Here is a 17,229-nt window from a genome sequence, read left to right as displayed (position 1 = left end):
GCACGCCCGCGAACCTGCCGGGCGGGGCGGACGGGCTGCGGACGGACGAGACCCGGCGTCCTCGGCGCCGCAGGGGCACCGTGCCACCGGGACCGGCGACGGGAACCCACGGTAGCCGCTTGTGAAGGCACGCACAAAGTTGCGATCTTGGTCCTCTCCGTGCTCGGCCCCGCCCCTGACCTGGAGCTACCGGTGATCGACGGGCAGGAACCGCTCGTCGTGCGACGACCGCCACGTCGTTCCCCACGACACCACCGTCACGCAGTCCTGACGACCGCTCGTGACACAGCTCTCCGCGCGGAGGGGGCCCGCCGGGATCCAGGTCGGCGCCGCCCATCGGCGTCTCTCAGGTCACGGTGACCGTGCGGGTCGGCCAGCCGGTCGCCGCCCCCGGCAGCGGGGAGCGGCGCTCGGCGGTCTGGACGACGCCGTCGCCGTCGGTGGCACGGCACACCAGGGTGTACCCGCCCGGCGGCAGGTCCAGCTCGGCGCGCCACTGCCGCCAGGTCGCCCCGCCGGCGGGCACCGGCGCGAGCTCGGCGGTGACCCAGGACCCGGACCCGCCGCCGTCCTGCACACCGACCTCGACCCGGCGGATCCCCCGGGGGACCGCCCAGGCGGTGCCGGTGACCACGACCCGGCCGGCGGGCACGCTCGCGTACGAGGCGGGCGACTCGATCCGCGCGGCCGTCTCCATCGGTCCGGGCGGGGCCCACCCGCGGGCGCGCCAGTAGTCGGCGCGCGCGCCGAACGTCGTGAACTCGATGTCGGTGACCCACTTGGTGGCCGAGACGTAGCCGTAGAGCCCGGGGACGACGATCCGCACCGGGAAGCCGTGCTCGGGCGGGAGCGCGACCGGACCATCCGGGCCGGCCATCGCGACCGCGAGCAGCGCGCCGCGGGCGGGGTCGAGCAGCAGCGACGACGGGCTGCCCGCCGTCCAGCCGTCGGTGGAGGTGGACAGCGCCTGGTCCGCGACCGGGTCGGGCTCCGCGGCCGCGAGCAGCGGCGCGAGCTCCACGCCGGTGAACCGGGTGGTGGAGACGAGGTCGCCGCCGACCTCGTTGGAGACGCACGCCATCGTCACCCAGCGTTCGACGAGCGGGCGGGTCAGCAGGTCGTCGAGGGTGAGGGTGAGCTCGCGCCCGACCCGCCCGTGCACCCGCAGGCTCCACGACGCCGGGTCGACCGACGGGACCCGCAGCGCGGTGTCGATCCGGTAGAAGTCGTCGACCGCGGTGGTGAACGCGGCCGCGCCGGGTACCTGTGCCCCCGCGGGCAGCGCCGGTGCGGCCGCGATGCGGCCCTGCGCGGCGAGCATCCGGATCCGGGCGGTGAGCGCCTCGCGTGCGGGCCCGATCCGGCCCGAGGGCAGCAGCGGCGCGGCAGCCGCGGCCCCGGTGCCCAGCACGACCCCGCCCGTCCCCGCCAGCGCGGTGGTGCGCAGGAACCGCCGCCGGGTCAGCGACGACCGGACCGGCCGCCCGTCGGGCAGCGTCCCGTCCGCGGTCGGGGCGGGGATCCGGGCCGCCAGCGCGTGCAGCTTCCGGAACACCGTCACCGCGACGACCGCGGCGGCACCCGCCGGGACCATGTCGAGCTGACCGGCGCCCGACGCCGTCGCCGCGGCGACCACGCCCGCCAGCCCGAGCACCGCGAGCCCCCACGCACCCGGCCACGGTGAGCGGCGCGACAGCGCCCCGAGCCCGGCCGCGGCGAGCGCCAGGACGACGAGCACCCCGGCGACGACGGTGTAGCGGCTGCCGATCCCGGCCCCGACCGTCGCCGCACCGGCGAGCGCGGGCGGGGTGAGCGCCACGACCTGCTCGGCGACGGCGTTCACCGGCCCGGCGGCCGGGGCGATCAGCAGCGCGAGCGCCTGCCCGGCGCCGACGCCCAGTGCGGCCGCGGCGAGCCCGGCCAGGGCGGTGCGGGCGGGCGGCGCGGGACGGGCCAGCCGCGTCCCCCTGCCGGCCGGGCCTCCGGCGGGGAAGGCCCGACCGTCGACGGTGGAGGCCGGACCGCCCGGGGCCGGGCTCACCGCCGGGCCAGGTCCGCGCGCAGGCGCTCCTCGTCGACCCGGAACGAGTCGTGCTCACGGCCGTCGAGCAGCACCACCGGCACCTGGTCGCCGTACTCGGCACGCAGTTCGTCGTCGGAGTCGACGTCGACGGTGTCCCAGCCGGTGTCCGTCTCGGCGCACACCCGGGCCAGCACCTCGGCGGCGTCGTCGCACAGGTGGCAGCCCACCCGGGTCAGCAGTCGTACCCGCATCTCACATCCTCGCCAGTGTCCTCCGGGCGATCTTGCCCGTCGGGGTGCGGGGCAGCTCGTCGACGAACGCGACGACGGCGGGCCGCTTGAACCGGGCGAGCCGGGCCGCGCAGTGCTCGGCGACCGCCTCCTCGGTGAGCTCGGCGCCCGCGACGGGCACGACGACCGCCTTGACCGCGGCGCCGGTCCGGTCGTCGGGCACCCCGACGACGGCGACCTCGGCCACCGCGTCCAGCTCGGCGACGACCTGTTCCACCTCGCGCGGGTAGACGTTGAAACCGTTGACGATGACCAGGTCCGAGGACCGGTCGACGAGGTGCAGGTCGCCGTCGACGTCGAGGTAGCCGACGTCGGCGGTGACGAACCAGCCGTCCTCACCGGGGCCGCCGCAGCCCTCGGGCCAGTAGCCGGAGAACAGGTTGGACCCGCGCAGCGCGATCAGGCCGGTGTCGTCGGCGGGATCGGAGTCGTCGTCGTAGTCGAGGTCGTCGAGCGGGTCCTCGCCGCGCGGTGCCGGCTCCGGGTCGCGCTGCGGCAGCGGCTGCCCCGCGGGGTCGACCAGACGCAGCTCCACCCCGGGCAGCGGCCGACCGACCGAGCCCGGCTTGGCCGGGCGGCCCAGGTCGTTGCTGGTGACGACGGGCCCGCCCTCGGTGAGGCCGTAGCCCTCGTGTAGGTCCAGCCCGCTCGCCGCGCGGAAGTCCGTGAGCCAGCTCGCGGGCAGCGGGGCGCCACCGGAGGTGCACAGCCGCACTCCCGCCATCGCGGCGCGCAGCCGCTCGGGCCCGAGGTCGAGCAGCATCCGGAACATCGACGGCACCCCGGCCACGACGCTGACCCGCTCCTGCACCACCGCCTCGGCCAGCCGGTCCGGGGAGAACCGGCCGGGCAGCACGACGGTGGCGCCGGTCCAGCAGACCTGCAGCAGCCCGGCGGCGAGCCCGTAGACGTGGAACAGCGGCAGCGCCAGCAGGACCCGGTCGACCGCATTGACCGGTGCCGGGCGGAGCTCCCCCGCCTGCTCGCGGTTGGCCAGCAGTGCGCGGTGCGACAGCCGCACCCCGCGCGGACGCCCGGTGGTGCCGGAGGTGAACACGACCAGCGCGATCCGCTCGGGGTCGGCGGGGGCCCGGTCGACCGGGGCGTCCGGGACCGGGGCGGCCAGGTCCGGCGGGCCCAGCAGCGTCGCGCCGACGCCCTCGGCGCAGCCGGCCGCGACGGCGTCGTCGGGCCGGGCGACGACCGCGACCGGCCGGGCCTGGTCGAGCACGACCTCCAGCTCGCGGGTCACCGCGCCTGCGCCGAACGGTACGACGACCGCGTCGGCCCGCAGCGCTCCGAACAACGCCACGCAGTAGTCGGCCCCGTCGGGCAGGCCGATCGCGACCCGGTCGCCGTGGCGGACACCCGCCGCACGCAGCCGGGCGGCCTCGGCGGAGACCGCCGCGTCGAACGCCGACCAGGTCAGGGTGAGCCGTGCCGCGCCGGACAGGTCACGGACGGCGTCGTGCCCGGGGCGCTCGGAGGCGTTGCGCGCCACCAGGTCGGCGAGGTGGGTGGGCCGCTCGGGACGGTGGCCCGGCGCGGGGTCGGAACTCGGCACGGCGGTCTCCATCCTCGGACCCCGCCGGGGCGGGCTCGGCTCGTCGGCACGCGTCACGGCCAGTGTTCCAAACCCGGCCGGGACCGTCGCGCCCCGAGGGACCGTTCACCGCTGTGTACGCCACGTGTCGATTCGGACACGCTTCGCGCACGGTTCGTCCACCGCGCGTATCGGGCCGCTCGCCGGAACGGCACGCGACGAGAGGCGGCGAGTGCGCTGCGCCACTCGACAGACGTCTATGCTCCGCCGCTACATGTAGTTCAACGCGTGAACCGCCGGTTCGTCGCGCGACTCACCCGAGGGAGTGGCATGCAGCTCGACGCCAGCGCGCCACGGTGCACACCGTGCCGCGCCGCGCGGGACGCGCCGGCGGTCCCCGCCCGCCGGGTCGCCCGCCGAGCCGTACCCCGTCCGACCCCCCGGGATCCATGACCCGGCCTACGCGACCGCACCGGCTGCTCCGACAGCAGCGCTCCGAGACCATCCCCGAGACCGTCCGTCCGCCCCGGGCCCCCGAACCCGGCCAGGACAGACCCGACACCGTCCGCCCCCAGCCGGACGGGGAGGTGTCCGTGACTTCAGCGACCTCTGCGCCGTCCCAGCCGACGGGGCCGATCGCGTCCGCTCCGCTGGTCGACGCTCCCCCCACGTACCCCGCAGGCCCCGCGCTACACCGCCCGGACGGCCGGACCACCCGGTCGGGTCCGCCGGGCCGTACCGAGCAGGACATGCCGATGCCACGACGGGCACCGCAGATCTCGCAGGAGCTGCAGCGCCCGGAGGCCGACCCGGCCGACGAGGCCGCCCGCACCGTCGAGGACGCGAACAGCTCCTGGGCACTGGTCGAGGCCTGCCAGGCCGGCGACGTGGCCGCGTTCGGCGAGCTCTACGAGCGCTACCACGACGTCGTCTACCGGTACGTGCTGTTCCGGATGGGCGACCGGTCCTTCGCCGAGGACGTGACACAGGAGACCTTCGTCCGGGCCCTGCGCCGGATCTCCTCGGTCAGCTACCAGGGCCGCGACATCGGGGCCTGGTTCGTCACCATCGCCCGGAACCTGATCTTCGACTACGTCAAGTCCAGCCGCTTCCGGCTGGAGCAGACGACCTCGGAGATCGTCGAGCTGTCGCCCAGCACCGGTGGCCCCGAGCAGCAGGTGCTCGACATGGCCACCAACGACGAGCTGCTGGCCTCGATCGCCAAGCTCAACTCCGACCAGCGCGAATGCATCCAGTACCGGTTCCTCAAGGGCCTCTCGGTCGCCGAGACCGCCGAGCTGATGGACCGCAACGAGGGTGCGGTCAAGGCGTTGCAGCACCGCGCGGTGCGCCGCCTCGCACAGCTCCTCCCGGACGGCCTGCGGTGAGCGGGTCTCCCGCCGGATCAGCCGGAACGCGAGAGGGTGTGTCGATCACTGCGCCGAACGCACTACTCGATGCGGTGAACGGTTGGAAGGCCGTAACTTCGTCCGCAGTCGGTCGTTGTACCGACCGGCGCGCACTGACGGCGCCACACGCGCCGACGAGCAGCGCGAGACTGCAGTGAGGACGGACGGCATGCCCAGGGCATGGGACGACGGGTATCCCGGCGACGACGGTTTCGACCGCGCGCCGGCGGGGGCCCCTGCATCGGAGGAGCTGGCGCACGAGATCGCGCTGGCCGCCGCGCTGGACCGTTCGCGGCGTGACCTCTCGCCCGATCCGCACGCCTCGGCCCGGATGCGGGCACGGCTGTTCGAGGTGCTGGCCGAGGAGGGCGTCGGGGAGCAGTCCGGCGGGCCCTCGTTCGGTGACCGGTTCGGCCGCGTCGACCCGGCCGACCTCACCGCGCCGATCGGCCCGCCGATCGCCGACGACCTCGACTGGGACGCGGTGTCCAACCGCCGCGCCGCCGGCGAGCACGCCCCGGCCGCGGACGACCCGACCGGTCGCGGCGGCCGTCCGCGCCGTGGCCGCCACGTGCTGCCGTCGGACCACCCGGACCACCCCGAGCAGGTGAGCGCCCCGGCCGGACCGGCCCGCGACGCCGAGGCGGGGCCCGGCCGCGACGACTCCGCCCGCCCGGCGCCGTCCGGCGCCCGGATGCTGGACCGCCGCCGCCCGAGCGTGCGCAAGCGCTTCGGCGTCGTCGTCGGCGGGTTCGCCGCGCTCGCGGTGATCGCCGGTGTGACCTCGACCGTCAGCCGCGACGCCCTGCCCGGCGACGCGATGTACGGTATGAAGCGCGCCAGCGAGAGCGTCGGCGGAGTGTTCACCGTCGGCCAGCAGGCCGAGGCCGCCCGCCAGCTCGACCTGGCCCGCTCCCGGGTCGACGAGCTGGAGAGCCTGGTCGCGCGGTCCACGCCGCCGTCGCCGGACGCGGTGGCGTCCGCGATGGGCGACTTCGACCGGGCCACCAGCACCGGCAGCAGGCTGATGCTGGCCGGCGCGGGCACCGACGGCGCGGACACCTCGCGTCTGGCCGAGCTGCGGACCTGGGCGGCCGCCCAGTCCGGGCGCATCACCCGTCTGCAGTCCGACCTGCCCGCCGAGAGCCGCGGGGAGACCTCGCAGGCCATCCGCCTGCTGGACCGGGTGCTGACCCGGGCCGAGGCGCTGCGGGCCGGCACCGGCTGCGCCGCGGACAGCGGCGGTACCGTCGACGACCTCGGCCCGGTGCCCGGCGAGTGCCGCACCGCGGGTGGGCCGTCCTCGGCCCAGGCCGTCGAGCAGTCCGCACCGGTGACGCCGTCGGAGACCGCGACCGGCACGCCGTCGCCGACCTCCGGTCCGGCCACCTCGACCTCCCAGACCCCGACCACCTCGGGGTCCTCGCAGGACGGCGGTGGGCTGCCGCTGCTGGACGGCGGTGGTTCGGCCACCTCCGAGAGCGGGTCGAGCAGCTCGTCGGAGCCGTCGGCGGAGCAGAACCGCCTGCTGCCGCCGATCACGATCCCGCCGCTGCTGCCGGGCCTCGGCCCGGTCACCCTCGGCTGATCCACCCCGGAGACCACGGGCACGGGCCCGGCGCCCGGTACGTCGACACGTGTCACGTACCGGAGGCCGGGCCCGCTCCCGCGTTCCGGCAGTAGGCTGGGGCCGCGCCCCGATCCCCTCGGGACGCGAGACGCCGTCGCACCAGGAAGGCCGCCGTGGTAAGTGATCCCGGGTCCGTCCCCCCTCTCGACCAGAGCGGGACCCGCGAGTCTCACCCGCCCATCGACACCGGGCTCTCCGAGGAGCCGGGGGTGCTGGAGCGGGCGACCGCACTCGACTCCGCGCAGCGGGCGGGGCAGGCCTCCGCCGCCGCGGCCGCCGCGGCCGTCGCCGCCGAGGCCGACGACCACCCCGACGGTCCGGAGGGCGGGGACGGCGCACCGCCGGACCTCACCGCCGCCGCGTTCTTCGACTGCGACAACACGATGATGGTCGGCGCGTCGATCTTCCACTTCGCCCGTGGGCTGGCCGCGCGCAAGTTCTTCACCACCTCTGACCTGGCCGGGTTCGCCTGGCAGCAGATCAAGTTCCGGGTCGGCGGCCGGGAGGACAAGGGCGGCATCGCGGGGCACCGCGACACCGCGTTGTCGTTCGTCGCGGGCCGTCCGGTCGACGAGGTCGTCGCGCTCGGCGAGGAGATCTACGACGAGCTGATGTCGGACCGGATCTGGGCCGGGACCCGGGCGCTGGCCCAGATGCACCTCGACGCCGGCCAGCGGGTGTGGCTGGTCACCGCGACGCCGATCGAGCTGGCCCGCATCATCGCGCGGCGGCTCGGGCTGACCGGGGCGCTGGGCACCGTCGCGGAGTCCGTCGACGGGCTCTACACCGGGCGGCTGGTCGGCGAGATCCTGCACGGTCCGGCGAAGGCGCACGCGGTCCGCGCGCTGGCCGCGTCGGAGGGTCTGGACCTGCGTCGCTGCACCGCGTACTCGGACTCGGTGAACGACGTCCCGATGCTCTCGGCGGTCGGCACCGCGGTCGCGGTGAACCCGGACTCGGAGCTGCGCGACGTCGCGAAGGCCCGCAACTGGCAGATCCGCGACTTCCGGACCGGCCGCAAGGCCGCCAGGATCGGGGTGCCCTCGGTGCTCGGCGCGGGCGCCGTCGCCGGTGCGGTCGCGGCCGGGATGGCCTACCGCAAGCGCTGACCCGCCCGGCCGCTCAGGGGTGGCGGGGCCCCGCGGTAGCGCTCGGCGAAGCGGCGGGCGGCCTCGGCCCGCTCGTCGGCGGTGGCCTGCAGCCGGGTCGCGCGGGCGGTGCCCGCGGGGTAACCGGCCTTTCACCACCCGGTGCTCGACGGACTCCTCCATCACGAACAGCGCGTACTGCAGCGACACCAGCCAGCCGAGCAGCAGGGCGCTGAGCCGCAGCCACGGCGGGCCGGGGATCACCAGGGCCAGCGGCACCGACAGCAGCGTCAGTACCGCCGCCGTGCGCGCGAAGTGGCGCAGGTGCCAGGTCCGGCAGGTCGTGTCGTGCAGCACTCACCCGCGGTACCGCGCGGGCAGCCGCCCGCCGGCTGCGTACCACAGCCACCGCAGCGGGTCCGGCCGTCGGATCATCCCAGGAAGACGTTGCGGCGCTGGGACAGCAGCCGGTACAGCGTGTGCTGGATCGTCTCCCGGACCTGGTCGGTCAGGTTGAACACGAGCATCGGGTCGTCGGCGTCGGACGGCGCGTGGTCGTCGGTGCGGATCGGCTCGCCGAACTCGATGTACCACTTCGACGGCAGCGGGATCAGCCCCGCCGGGCCGAGCAGCGGGAAGGTCGGCGTGACCGGGAAGTACGGCGCGCCGAACAGCCGGGCCAGCGGCGCCAGGTCACCGATCTTGGGGTAGATCTCCTCGGCGCCGACGATCGAGCACGGGATGATCGGGACCCCGGTCCGCAGCGCGGCGGAGACGAACCCGCCGCGGCCGAACCGCTGCAGCTTGTAGCGGTCCCGGAACGGCTTGCCGATGCCCTTGAACCCCTCGGGGAACACCCCGACGAGCTCGCCGGAGGTCATGAGCCGCTCGGCGTCGGGGTTGCAGGCCAGCGTCGCGCCGGCCTTGCGGGCCAGCGAGCCGGACACCGGCATGGTGAACATGAGGTCGGCGCCGAGCAGCCGCAGGTGCCGGTGCGACGGGTGGTCGTCGTGCACCGCGACGGTGGTCATGACCGCGTCGAGCGGCAGCGTCCCGGAGTGGTTGGCGACGATCAGCGCGCCACCGGTCTCGGGGATGTGGTGGGTGCCGATGGTCTCGACCCGGAACCAGCGCTTGTAGAGCGGGCGCAGGGCGGGCAGCACCATCGCGTCGGTGAGCTCGCGGTCGAAGCCGAACTCGTCGATCGGGTAGTCGCCCGCGAGCCTGCGGCGTAGGAACTCCAGGACCTGCTCCAGCGCGGCCTCCCAGGCCGGGCCCTCGGTCTCCTCGGGCTCGGCCGCGGAGGGGACCGGCGCGGGTCGTGACGGCTCCTCCGCCCGCGCAGGCCGGGCAGGCCCCCGGTTGCCCCGGATCGGGATCACCCGCGCCTCGGCCATGCCGTCGCCCTTCCTCGTGCCACCGCGGCCGCCCGGCCGGCCCTGCTCGTGTGCCCGCATGCCGCCGTCCCGGCCCGTCACCGCAGCGCCCGGGCCAGGCCGAGCACGCCCCGTTCGATGGAGGCGATCCGTTCCGGGCCGAGGACCGGCGCCAGCGCCTTGCCGCGCACGAAGTCGTCGAACGCCTGGGTGGTGGTCCACCGTGGTTCGAAGCCGAAGTCGTTGATCAGCCGGGTGAGGTCCACGACCCGGCCGAAGTTGAGGAAGCGCATCTGCTCCGGGGAGAAGTCCACGACGCGCGCGCCCCGCAGCACCCGGCTGACCGGCCCGACCGCACCGCTCGGCACCGGGACGGCGATCTTGCCGGCACGGCGGATGGCCTGGGACAGCATCAGCACTCCGTGCGCGGCGACGTTGAACACACCCGGCAGCTCGTGGGTGGCGGCACGCTCCAGCACGGCGAGGCCGTCCTCCTCGTGCAGTAGCTGGATCCGCGCGTCGTAGCCCAGCACGGTGGGGACGACCGGCAGCGCGAAGTAGCGCGACAGCACGGTGTCCATCCGCGGGCCGATGAAGTTGGCGAACCGCAGGACCGTGGTGGTGACGTCCGGGCGGCGACGGCTGAACCCGCGCAGGTAGCCCTCGATCTCGGCGGCGTCCTTGGCGTACCCGCCCGACGGCAGGTCCTTGGCCCCGATGGCCTCGTCGAACACGGCGGGGTCGCGCGGGCTGGAGCCGTAGACCGCGGTCGTCGACTTGAGCACGACGCGGCGGACGCTCGGCGCCTTCTGGCACGCGGCGAGGAGCTGCATCGTGCCGATGACGTTCATCTCCTTCATCGTCGCGCGGCCGCCCGACGATGCGGGGCTGGCCGAGAGCGACGCGTGCACGACCGTGTCGACGCCTCCGGAGGAGATGACCTTCGCGATGAGCGGGTTGCGGATGTCGGCGCGCACGAACTCGGCGCGGCCCATCCGCTTCAGCAGGTCCCGGGGCGGCGGGACGGTGTCCACACCGAGCACCCGGTCGATGGACGGGTCGGCCGCCAGCCGGGCCGCGAGGTGCCCGCCGAGGAAGCCGCTGACCCCGGTGACCAGCACGACGTTCGGGGTCGGCCGGTCCATGGGCGCTCCGTTCACCGGGGGCTGACGCGAGATCGTCCGATCGTAGACCCGCCCCGTCACACCGGGCAGGTACGCGGACACGTGAGGTGCGCGACGCGTCCGACCGGGGTACGGACCGCCACAACGACACCGGCCGCGCACCCGTCGGAGGGCGGGCACGCGGCCGGTGCGCGAGTCACTTGCCGAGCTTGCGGCGCTGCACCCGGGTCTTGCGCAGCAGCTTGCGGTGCTTCTTCTTCGACATCCGCTTGCGGCGCTTCTTGATGACCGAGCCCATGTGGGTGCTCCTCCTGTGTCGACGCAGATCGTCAGCGACCGCTCCACCGGGTGACCTCGGAGTGGGCCGCCCGCACGATCCGTGCACGTGGACACGAGGCGCGGGCCGGGCGACGCCCGCCGGAGCGGGCGACGACGCGATGCGACCGGTGGGGGTCGGCAGCCGGTTCACCAGTCTACCCGGGCGTACCGGCCGTCACCCCACCGGGGATCAGCCCGCGTCGAAGTAGGCGTTGCGCAGGTAGTCCTCCACCGCGCGCTGCGGCACACGGAACGAGCGACCGACCCGCGCAGCGGGCAGCTCGCCCGAGTGGACGAGCCGGTACACGGTCATCTTGGAGACGCGCATCATCGACGCGACCTCGGCCACCGTCAGGAACTGGACCTGGGACGACCGCAGGGGCTCGGGTCGTTCCGCCGCCATGGGGCACCGCCTTCCTCCCCCGAGAGGGGTTCCCCGGTTCGCCCGGTGGTGGGGGATGCAGATGCAGTCTACCGGGGCGGATGTGACGATCGGTCCGCCAGAGGCGGGCTCGATCGTGCTATGGCACGGCGCGTCCGAGTGACTTTCCGTCACACGATGCGCTGAACGAGGTACCGCTGGTCCGGTCAGCCGCGACCGAGCGCCACCGAGCGGTCGTACGCTGCGGTGACCGCGTCGGCCAGTGCCGCGCGCAGCCCGTGCCGCTCCAGCTCGCGCAGGGCGGCGGCCGTGGTCCCGGCGGGCGAGGTGACGTTCTCCCGCAGCACCGCGGGGTGCTCGCCGGTCTCGCGCAGCATCCGCGCGGCGCCGAGCGCGGTCTGCACGGTCAGCTCGGTCGCGTCCGGGCGGGTCAGGCCCAGCCGGACCCCGGCCTCGATCATCGCCTCGGCGACGAGGAAGAAGTACGCGGGCCCGGAGCCGGACAGGGCTGTCGCGGCGTCCTGCTTCGCCTCGTCCAGGCGCAGCACCGCACCGACGGTGGACAGCAGCGTCTCGGTCTCGTCGAGGTGCGCGGGCGTTGCGTGCGCGCCCGGGGAGATCGCGCACATCGCCGCGCCCAGCAGCATCGGGGTGTTCGGCATGACGCGCACGACCGGCGTGCCCTCGGGCAGGGCGCCCTCGAACAGCGAGGTCGGCAGGCCCGCGCACAGGGACACGACGAGCGCGCCCGGCTCCAGCACTCCGGCGACCTCACCGAGCAGCGTGACGACGTCCTGCGGCTTGACCGCGACGACCACCGTCCCGGCCCCGCGCACCGCCTCGTCGACCGGGGCCGCGGTCACCCCCAGCGACGCGGTCAGCTCCTGCGCCCGGGCCGGGGACCGCTCGGCCACCACCAGGTCACCGGCGTCCCGCCCGGCCGCCAGCAGCCCGCCGAGCAGCGCCTCGCCGATCCGTCCCCCACCCAGTACCGCGATCCTCGTCATGGGAGGAGCGTAGGAACCCCTCAGCCGGCCTGTGGGGCCAGGGCGAGCTGGCGGGCCTGGCAGACGGTGCGGCCGTGCGCGTCGACGACGGTGACGTCCTCGTCGAACTGCGCGCTCGACACCCCACCACCGACCGACGGGCTCGCCACGGCGCAGGAGCGGGACTCGACCCGCAGCCAGCCCGGAGCCGGGCGGCCCCGCAGCAGCGCGGTGAGCTGCACCGTCGGCGCCCAGCCGAGGGAGCCGCCGAGGTTGAACACGGTCGGGGGCAGGATGTCGCCGGACATCAGCGCGAACAGCACGTCGGGCTCCTCCCCGCGCGGGCGGACCCAGCCGGCCATCTCCGGCGGCCCGGTCTCGCCGCGCAGGAACGGCAGGGCACCGCGCGGGTAGCGCAGCTCGCAGGCGGCGGCGAGGCCGCGCGCGCCACCCTCGGCCGAGGCCGGGTCGAGCGCGTCCGGGTCCGGTTCGACGGCGAGCGCGGAGCCGTCGTCCAGGCGCGGGGCGTCGGTCGGGAGCACACCGGCGGTGACCGTGGAGTGCAGCATGAGCCGGCCCTGCTGGTGCAGTCGGACGGCGACCGTGGACACCGTCCGCCCGATCTTGAGCGGGTCGGTCGTGATCTCGACCGGCCCCAGGTCCGGCGCGCGCAGGAAGTCCACGGCGACGGCGAGCGGGTCGGGTGCGGGTGCCTCGTCGGCCGCGAGGCGGGCCAGCCCGGACTTGGCCATGAGCACCATCAGCAGGCCGCCGAACGCCTTGTCCCCGATCGCCCAGGTCCCGTCGAGCCGGGCGCGGAACCGGCCGTCCCCGAGGTGCTCGATGTCGTGCGCGTCGGCGAACGGCCGGACCGTCGTACTGCTCATGCGAGCATGTTACCCACGGGTAGGAGCGATGGCGGACATCGTCGGCGTGAGGTGCAGCCGGGCGAACAGCAGCGACTCGGCGAGCAGGCCGGTGCGTTCCTGGCGGGTCCGGCAGCGCCGGGTCGACACCTCCAGCACGACGGTGCCGCCGTCCGCGGCGAACCGGGAGTCGGCCAGGCGCTCGCACACCTCGGCGCACGGCTGCGTCCCGCGGCCGGGGACCAGGTGCTCGTCGCGCGGGGCGCCGGAGCCGTCGGTGAGGTGCAGGTGGGTGAGCCGGTCGCCCATCCGCTCGGCGAGGTCGAGCGCGTCGACCCCGGCCGCGGCGGTGTGCGACAGGTCCAGGGTGTACGCGCCGAACCCGATCTCCGTCGGGTCGTGGCCCAGCGCGTAGGGCACGGTGCTGATCGCGCCGCGGGTCACCGGGAACATGTTCTCCACCGGCAGCGTGACGTCGTGGACCTCGTGGGCGCGGGCGACCTCGTCGGCGAAGACCCCGGCGTAGCGGCGCTGCCAGCGGAACGGCGGGTGCACCACCACGGTGCGCGCGCCCAGCCGGGCGGCGACCTCGACGGTGCGCCGCAGCCGGTGCACCGGGTCGGCGCCCCAGACCCGCTGGGTGACGGCCAGACAGGGCGCATGCACCGCGAGGATCGGCACCCCGTGTCGGTGGGCGAGACGCTCGACCGCTCGCGGGTCCTGGCTGACCGGGTCGGTCCAGATCATGAGCTCGACGCCGTCGTAGCCCAGCTCGGCGGCGATCTCGAACCCGGCGGCGACGCCCTCCGGGTAGACCGAGGCCGTGGACAGCGCGACGGGTGCCGACCCGGTCGGGTCGGCGACGGGCGGGCGCGACGGTGTCACGAAACGTGGAGTCGTCGCGCCGTCGCTCATCGTTACCGGTCCAGCAACACCAGGATCGCCGGGGACACGGTCAGCAGCAGTCCGACGAGAACCGCGAACAACGTGGTCTTCAGGTCGTCGTTGCGCAGCAGGGCCCGCACACCGAGCACCAGCCCGACGGTCAGCACGACCGCGAGCGACAGCGCGACGATCGGCAGCGAGGTCCACAGGAAGCGGAACAGCACCCAGATCGCCGCACCGGCGACGGCGCCGCCGATCCACTGGGCGATGACGACCGCCCAGGCCTGGCCGGTCCCCGCCGCACCGGCCGGAGCCTCGTCGTCGAGGCCCGCGGGCGGCTGCGCACCGCTGTCGGTGACGGCGTCGCGGCGCCCGGAGCGGCGGCGCGGGGGCTCGTCGTCCTCGACCGCGCCAGCGGCGAGCTCGCCGTGATCCTCGTAGCCGTCGTGGTCGCGGTCGTCCTGCGGGCGCTCGGGGGCCATCACACCGGTGCGACCGCCGTCGGCGGAGCCGGGCCCGTCGTCGTACCCGGCGGGGCCGTGCCGGCCGTCGTAGCGGGGGTCGGCGTCGTAGCCCCGGTCCCGGTCGCCGTAGCCCTGGTCCCGGTCCTGATAGCCCTGCCGGACGTCGTAGCCCCGGTCGTCGTAGCCCTGCCGGACGGCGTAGTCCTGCTGGTCGCCGTAGCCCTGCCGGTCGTCGTAGTCGTCGGCGAACGGGTCGTAGGCGCCGGTGGGCGGGCCCGCGTCGGCCGGACGCGCACGTCCGGTGGGACCGTCGTGCTCGTCGTCCAGCGGCGGGGCGCCGAACTGGGTGGGCGGGCCACCGTCGTCGTCGGCCGTGGGGGCCGGGCGGCGGGCGCCGAGCCGGCTGGTCGGGATCTCGTCGGCGACGCCGTCGGCCGTGCCGGGCGGGGGGCCGTACGGACCGGACGGGCGCGGGGCGTCGCCGCGGGGTCCCCAGTCCTGGGTGGCGGGGCCGTCGTCGCGGCCGTTCGGTGGGCCCTGCGGCTCGGGGGCGAACGGACGGGCCTGCGTGGCCGGCCCGGGGCCCGCGGCCCACTGCCCGGGGGGCGGGCCCTGTGGCCTGCGGGGCGGGGCGCCGCCGAAGGCCGCGGCCCCGTTCGGGCCGCTGCCGTTCGGGCCGCCGCCGTTCACAGGACTGCCGTGCGGGGCGCCGCCGTTCGGAGCGCCACCGTGGGCGGCACCGCCGTTCGGCGCGTTGCCGTTCGGCACGAACGGCTCCGGCGCGCGCCCGGTCGAGCCCTCGGAGGGGTCGGGGCGGCGCGCGGGCGGGAACGAGGGGTGGTCGAGGGGCGGCGGACCGTCGCCGCCGCGCGGGGCGAACCCACCCGCGCCCTCGGGCGGGCGGACACGGTCGGCGGCCGCCGGGCGTCGCGGCGGGGCCGCCACGTCGGTCCGCGCGGGTGCCGCGGACGACGGGGCACCGGGGCCCTCGTCGTCCTCCGCGGCGCGACGACGGCGGCGTCGTCCGGGCTGCTGGCCGCCGTTGGCGGCCAGGAGCTCCGCGACCGTCCGCTGGCGAGGCTCTCCGCTGTCCACACTCATCACGACCACCGTGCCCTGTGCGTTGTCAAGGGTCCAAGCCCGCCCGGGGATGTCTGCGCCGAGCGGTCGTCCCCGTTCGTCCCATCGAACATGTCGAAGCGCCGGAGGATCACTCCCTCGCGCAACGCCCACGGACAGATCTCGAGTTCGGTCACGCCGAGGGCGTCCATCGCCGCCTGGGCGACGACCGCTCCGGCGACGAGCTGATGCGCCCGGCTGGCGCTCACGCCGTCGAGCTCGGCGAGGTCGGGACCCGACATCCGGGGGATGAACGCCGACAGCTGGCGCAGGCCCTGCGCGGTCAGCGTACGGCGGGCCCCCGGCCCGGCGCTGGACGGCGCGGCGCCGGCCAGCCGGGCCAGCGTCCGGAAGGTCTTGGAGGTGCCCACGGCCCGGTCCGGGCGGCCCGCGGCACGCAGCCGTCCGGCGATGGGGGCGATCTCGTCGCGGACCCGTTCGGTCAGCGCGGCGACCTCCGCCCGCGACGGCGGGTCGGAGGTGAACGCGTCGCGGGTCAGCCGCCCCGCGCCGAGCGGCGCCGACGCGGCGACGTCGGGGGTCTCGTCCCGACCGACGGCCAGCTCCAGCGAGCCGCCGCCGATGTCGAGCACGAGCAGCCGCCCGGCCGACCAGCCGCACCAGCGGCGGACGGCGAGGAAGGTCCAGCGGGCCTCGTCCTCGCCGGGCAGGACCTCCAGCGCCACCCCGGTCTCGCGCTGCACCCGGGCGAGCACCTCGGCGGAGTTCGTCGCGTCGCGCAGCGCGGAGGTGGCGAACGCCAGGAGGTCGTCGCAGCCGGCGGCCCGGGCGGTGTCCCGGGCCCGGTGCACGCTCTCCAGCAGCGCCTTCACCCCGTCGCGGCTCAGCGCGCCCTTGCGGTCGAGATGCTCGGCCAGACGCAGCTGGTCCTTCTCCGACGACATGGGCTTCGGATGGGCACCCCGGTGGGCGTCCACCACCAGCAGATGGACGGTGTTGGACCCCACGTCGAGAACGGCCAGGCGCACCCGGTCAGGTTACCGAGCCGTTATCGACCGTCGGGCAACCCCTGGCTCACATGTCGAACTTGTAGCCGAGCCCGCGCACCGTGACCAGGTGCTTGGGCGCCGAGGGGTCGCCCTCGACCTTGGACCGCAGCCGCTTGACGTGCACGTCGAGGGTCTTGGTGTCGCCGACGTAGTCCGCGCCCCACACCCGGTCGATCAGCTGGGCCCGGGTGAGCACCCGTCCGACGTTGCGCAGCAGGTACTCCAGCAGGTCGAACTCCTTGAGCGGGAGCGCGACCTCGTCGCCGTTGACCGACACGACGTGCCGCTCGACGTCCATCCGCACCGGGCCGGCCTCCAGGACACCGGTGCCGCCCTCGGCCTCGCCGCCGGCCTCGCCGCCGCGGCGCAGCACCGCGCGGACGCGGGCGATGAGCTCGCGCGCCGAGTAGGGCTTGGTGACGTAGTCGTCGGCGCCGAGCTCCAGCCCGACCACCTTGTCGATCTCGCTGTCCCGGGCGGTCACCATGATCACCGGCACGGCGGAGCGGGAGCGCAGCGCCTTGCAGACGTCGGTGCCGCTCATGCCGGGCAGCATCAGGTCCAGCAGCACGATGTCGGCACCGTTGCGGTCGAACTCGCTCAGCGCGTCGTTGCCGTTGGCCGCGACGGCGGTGGTGAACCCCTCCTTGCGCAGCATGAACGCGAGCGGGTCGGCGAAGGACTCCTCGTCCTCGACGATCAGCACCCTGGTCATC

General features: G+C 75.3%; 16 protein-coding genes and 1 pseudogene. 3 read left to right on the top strand and 14 right to left on the bottom strand.

The genetic code is table 11. The annotated features are described in order from the left end of the window. Positions 1–346: 346 nt before the first annotated feature. From XF36_RS00465 to XF36_RS00455, 3 genes are read right to left on the bottom strand one after another with little or no spacing between them, the layout of a single operon-like run. Positions 347–2,041 (bottom strand): molybdopterin-dependent oxidoreductase, encoded by a 1,695-nt coding sequence (locus XF36_RS00465; RefSeq protein ID WP_060710449.1) that lies wholly within the window; start codon positions 2,039–2,041, stop codon positions 347–349. After that, positions 2,038–2,274 (bottom strand): glutaredoxin family protein, encoded by a 237-nt coding sequence (locus XF36_RS00460; RefSeq protein ID WP_060710448.1) that lies wholly within the window; start codon positions 2,272–2,274, stop codon positions 2,038–2,040. Before XF36_RS00460 ends, XF36_RS00465 begins: the two co-directional genes overlap by 4 nt. A 1-nt stretch (position 2,275) precedes the next feature. After that, on the bottom strand, positions 2,276–3,877 hold the full coding sequence (locus XF36_RS00455) for a class I adenylate-forming enzyme family protein (protein WP_349675523.1): 1,602 nt from the start codon (positions 3,875–3,877) through the stop codon (positions 2,276–2,278). A 728-nt stretch (positions 3,878–4,605) separates the two neighbouring features. On the opposite strand from XF36_RS00455, the gene XF36_RS00450 reads away from it, so the two are divergent. From XF36_RS00450 to XF36_RS00440, 3 genes are all read left to right on the top strand, one after another. Further along, positions 4,606–5,244 (top strand): sigma-70 family RNA polymerase sigma factor, encoded by a 639-nt coding sequence (locus XF36_RS00450; protein ID WP_060710446.1) that lies wholly within the window; start codon positions 4,606–4,608, stop codon positions 5,242–5,244. Positions 5,245–5,434: 190 nt separating this feature from the next. Further along, positions 5,435–6,853 (top strand): DUF5667 domain-containing protein, encoded by a 1,419-nt coding sequence (locus tag XF36_RS00445; protein ID WP_060710445.1) that lies wholly within the window; start codon positions 5,435–5,437, stop codon positions 6,851–6,853. Between the two features lie 221 nt (positions 6,854–7,074). Then, positions 7,075–8,004 carry an HAD family hydrolase gene (locus XF36_RS00440; protein WP_193394016.1) on the top strand — a complete coding sequence of 310 codons (930 nt, stop codon included), beginning with the start codon at positions 7,075–7,077 and terminating at the stop codon, positions 8,002–8,004. 171 nt (positions 8,005–8,175) lie between these two features. Here XF36_RS00440 and XF36_RS35055 read toward each other — a convergent pair. The 11 genes and pseudogenes from XF36_RS35055 to XF36_RS00395 form a co-directional block, all read right to left on the bottom strand. Beyond that, positions 8,176–8,340: pseudogene (locus XF36_RS35055) on the bottom strand (DUF5313 family protein); the annotation flags it as partial. A gap of 74 nt (positions 8,341–8,414) precedes the next feature. Then, on the bottom strand, positions 8,415–9,380 hold the full coding sequence (locus XF36_RS00435) for a lysophospholipid acyltransferase family protein (RefSeq protein ID WP_020625774.1): 966 nt from the start codon (positions 9,378–9,380) through the stop codon (positions 8,415–8,417). A gap of 77 nt (positions 9,381–9,457) precedes the next feature. Beyond that, positions 9,458–10,504: an NAD-dependent epimerase/dehydratase family protein gene (locus XF36_RS00430; RefSeq protein WP_060710443.1), complete on the bottom strand. Its 1,047-nt coding sequence runs from the start codon at positions 10,502–10,504 to the stop codon at positions 9,458–9,460. Between the two features lie 175 nt (positions 10,505–10,679). Further along, positions 10,680–10,781, bottom strand: coding sequence for a 30S ribosomal protein bS22 (locus tag XF36_RS29760; RefSeq protein WP_010241351.1), 102 nt, complete (start codon positions 10,779–10,781; stop codon positions 10,680–10,682). A 210-nt stretch (positions 10,782–10,991) separates the two neighbouring features. Then, complete coding sequence (locus tag XF36_RS00425) at positions 10,992–11,204, bottom strand: helix-turn-helix domain-containing protein (protein WP_020625776.1); 213 nt, start codon at positions 11,202–11,204, stop codon at positions 10,992–10,994. Between the two features lie 185 nt (positions 11,205–11,389). Further along, positions 11,390–12,190 (bottom strand): pyrroline-5-carboxylate reductase, encoded by an 801-nt coding sequence (gene proC / locus XF36_RS00420; protein WP_020625764.1) that lies wholly within the window; start codon positions 12,188–12,190, stop codon positions 11,390–11,392. 20 nt (positions 12,191–12,210) lie between these two features. Next, positions 12,211–13,056, bottom strand: coding sequence for a thioesterase family protein (locus tag XF36_RS00415; protein WP_060710442.1), 846 nt, complete (start codon positions 13,054–13,056; stop codon positions 12,211–12,213). 9 nt (positions 13,057–13,065) lie between these two features. Further along, complete coding sequence (locus XF36_RS00410) at positions 13,066–13,920, bottom strand: sugar phosphate isomerase/epimerase family protein (protein WP_060710441.1); 855 nt, start codon at positions 13,918–13,920, stop codon at positions 13,066–13,068. A 32-nt stretch (positions 13,921–13,952) separates the two neighbouring features. After that, positions 13,953–15,485 (bottom strand): hypothetical protein, encoded by a 1,533-nt coding sequence (locus tag XF36_RS00405; protein ID WP_145981216.1) that lies wholly within the window; start codon positions 15,483–15,485, stop codon positions 13,953–13,955. Then, positions 15,485–16,492: a Ppx/GppA phosphatase family protein gene (locus tag XF36_RS00400; RefSeq protein ID WP_060710439.1), complete on the bottom strand. Its 1,008-nt coding sequence runs from the start codon at positions 16,490–16,492 to the stop codon at positions 15,485–15,487. Before XF36_RS00400 ends, XF36_RS00405 begins: the two co-directional genes overlap by 1 nt. A 46-nt stretch (positions 16,493–16,538) precedes the next feature. Beyond that, positions 16,539–17,228, bottom strand: a complete 690-nt coding sequence (locus XF36_RS00395; RefSeq protein ID WP_060710438.1) for a response regulator transcription factor — start codon at positions 17,226–17,228, stop codon at positions 16,539–16,541. Position 17,229 lies beyond the last annotated feature (1 nt).

This window comes from Pseudonocardia sp. HH130629-09 (assembly GCF_001294645.1).
GTDB lineage: Bacteria > Actinomycetota > Actinomycetes > Mycobacteriales > Pseudonocardiaceae > Pseudonocardia.
The sequence above is the reverse complement of the archived record's forward strand: the minus strand, read 5'-3'. Positions and strand labels throughout refer to the sequence as shown.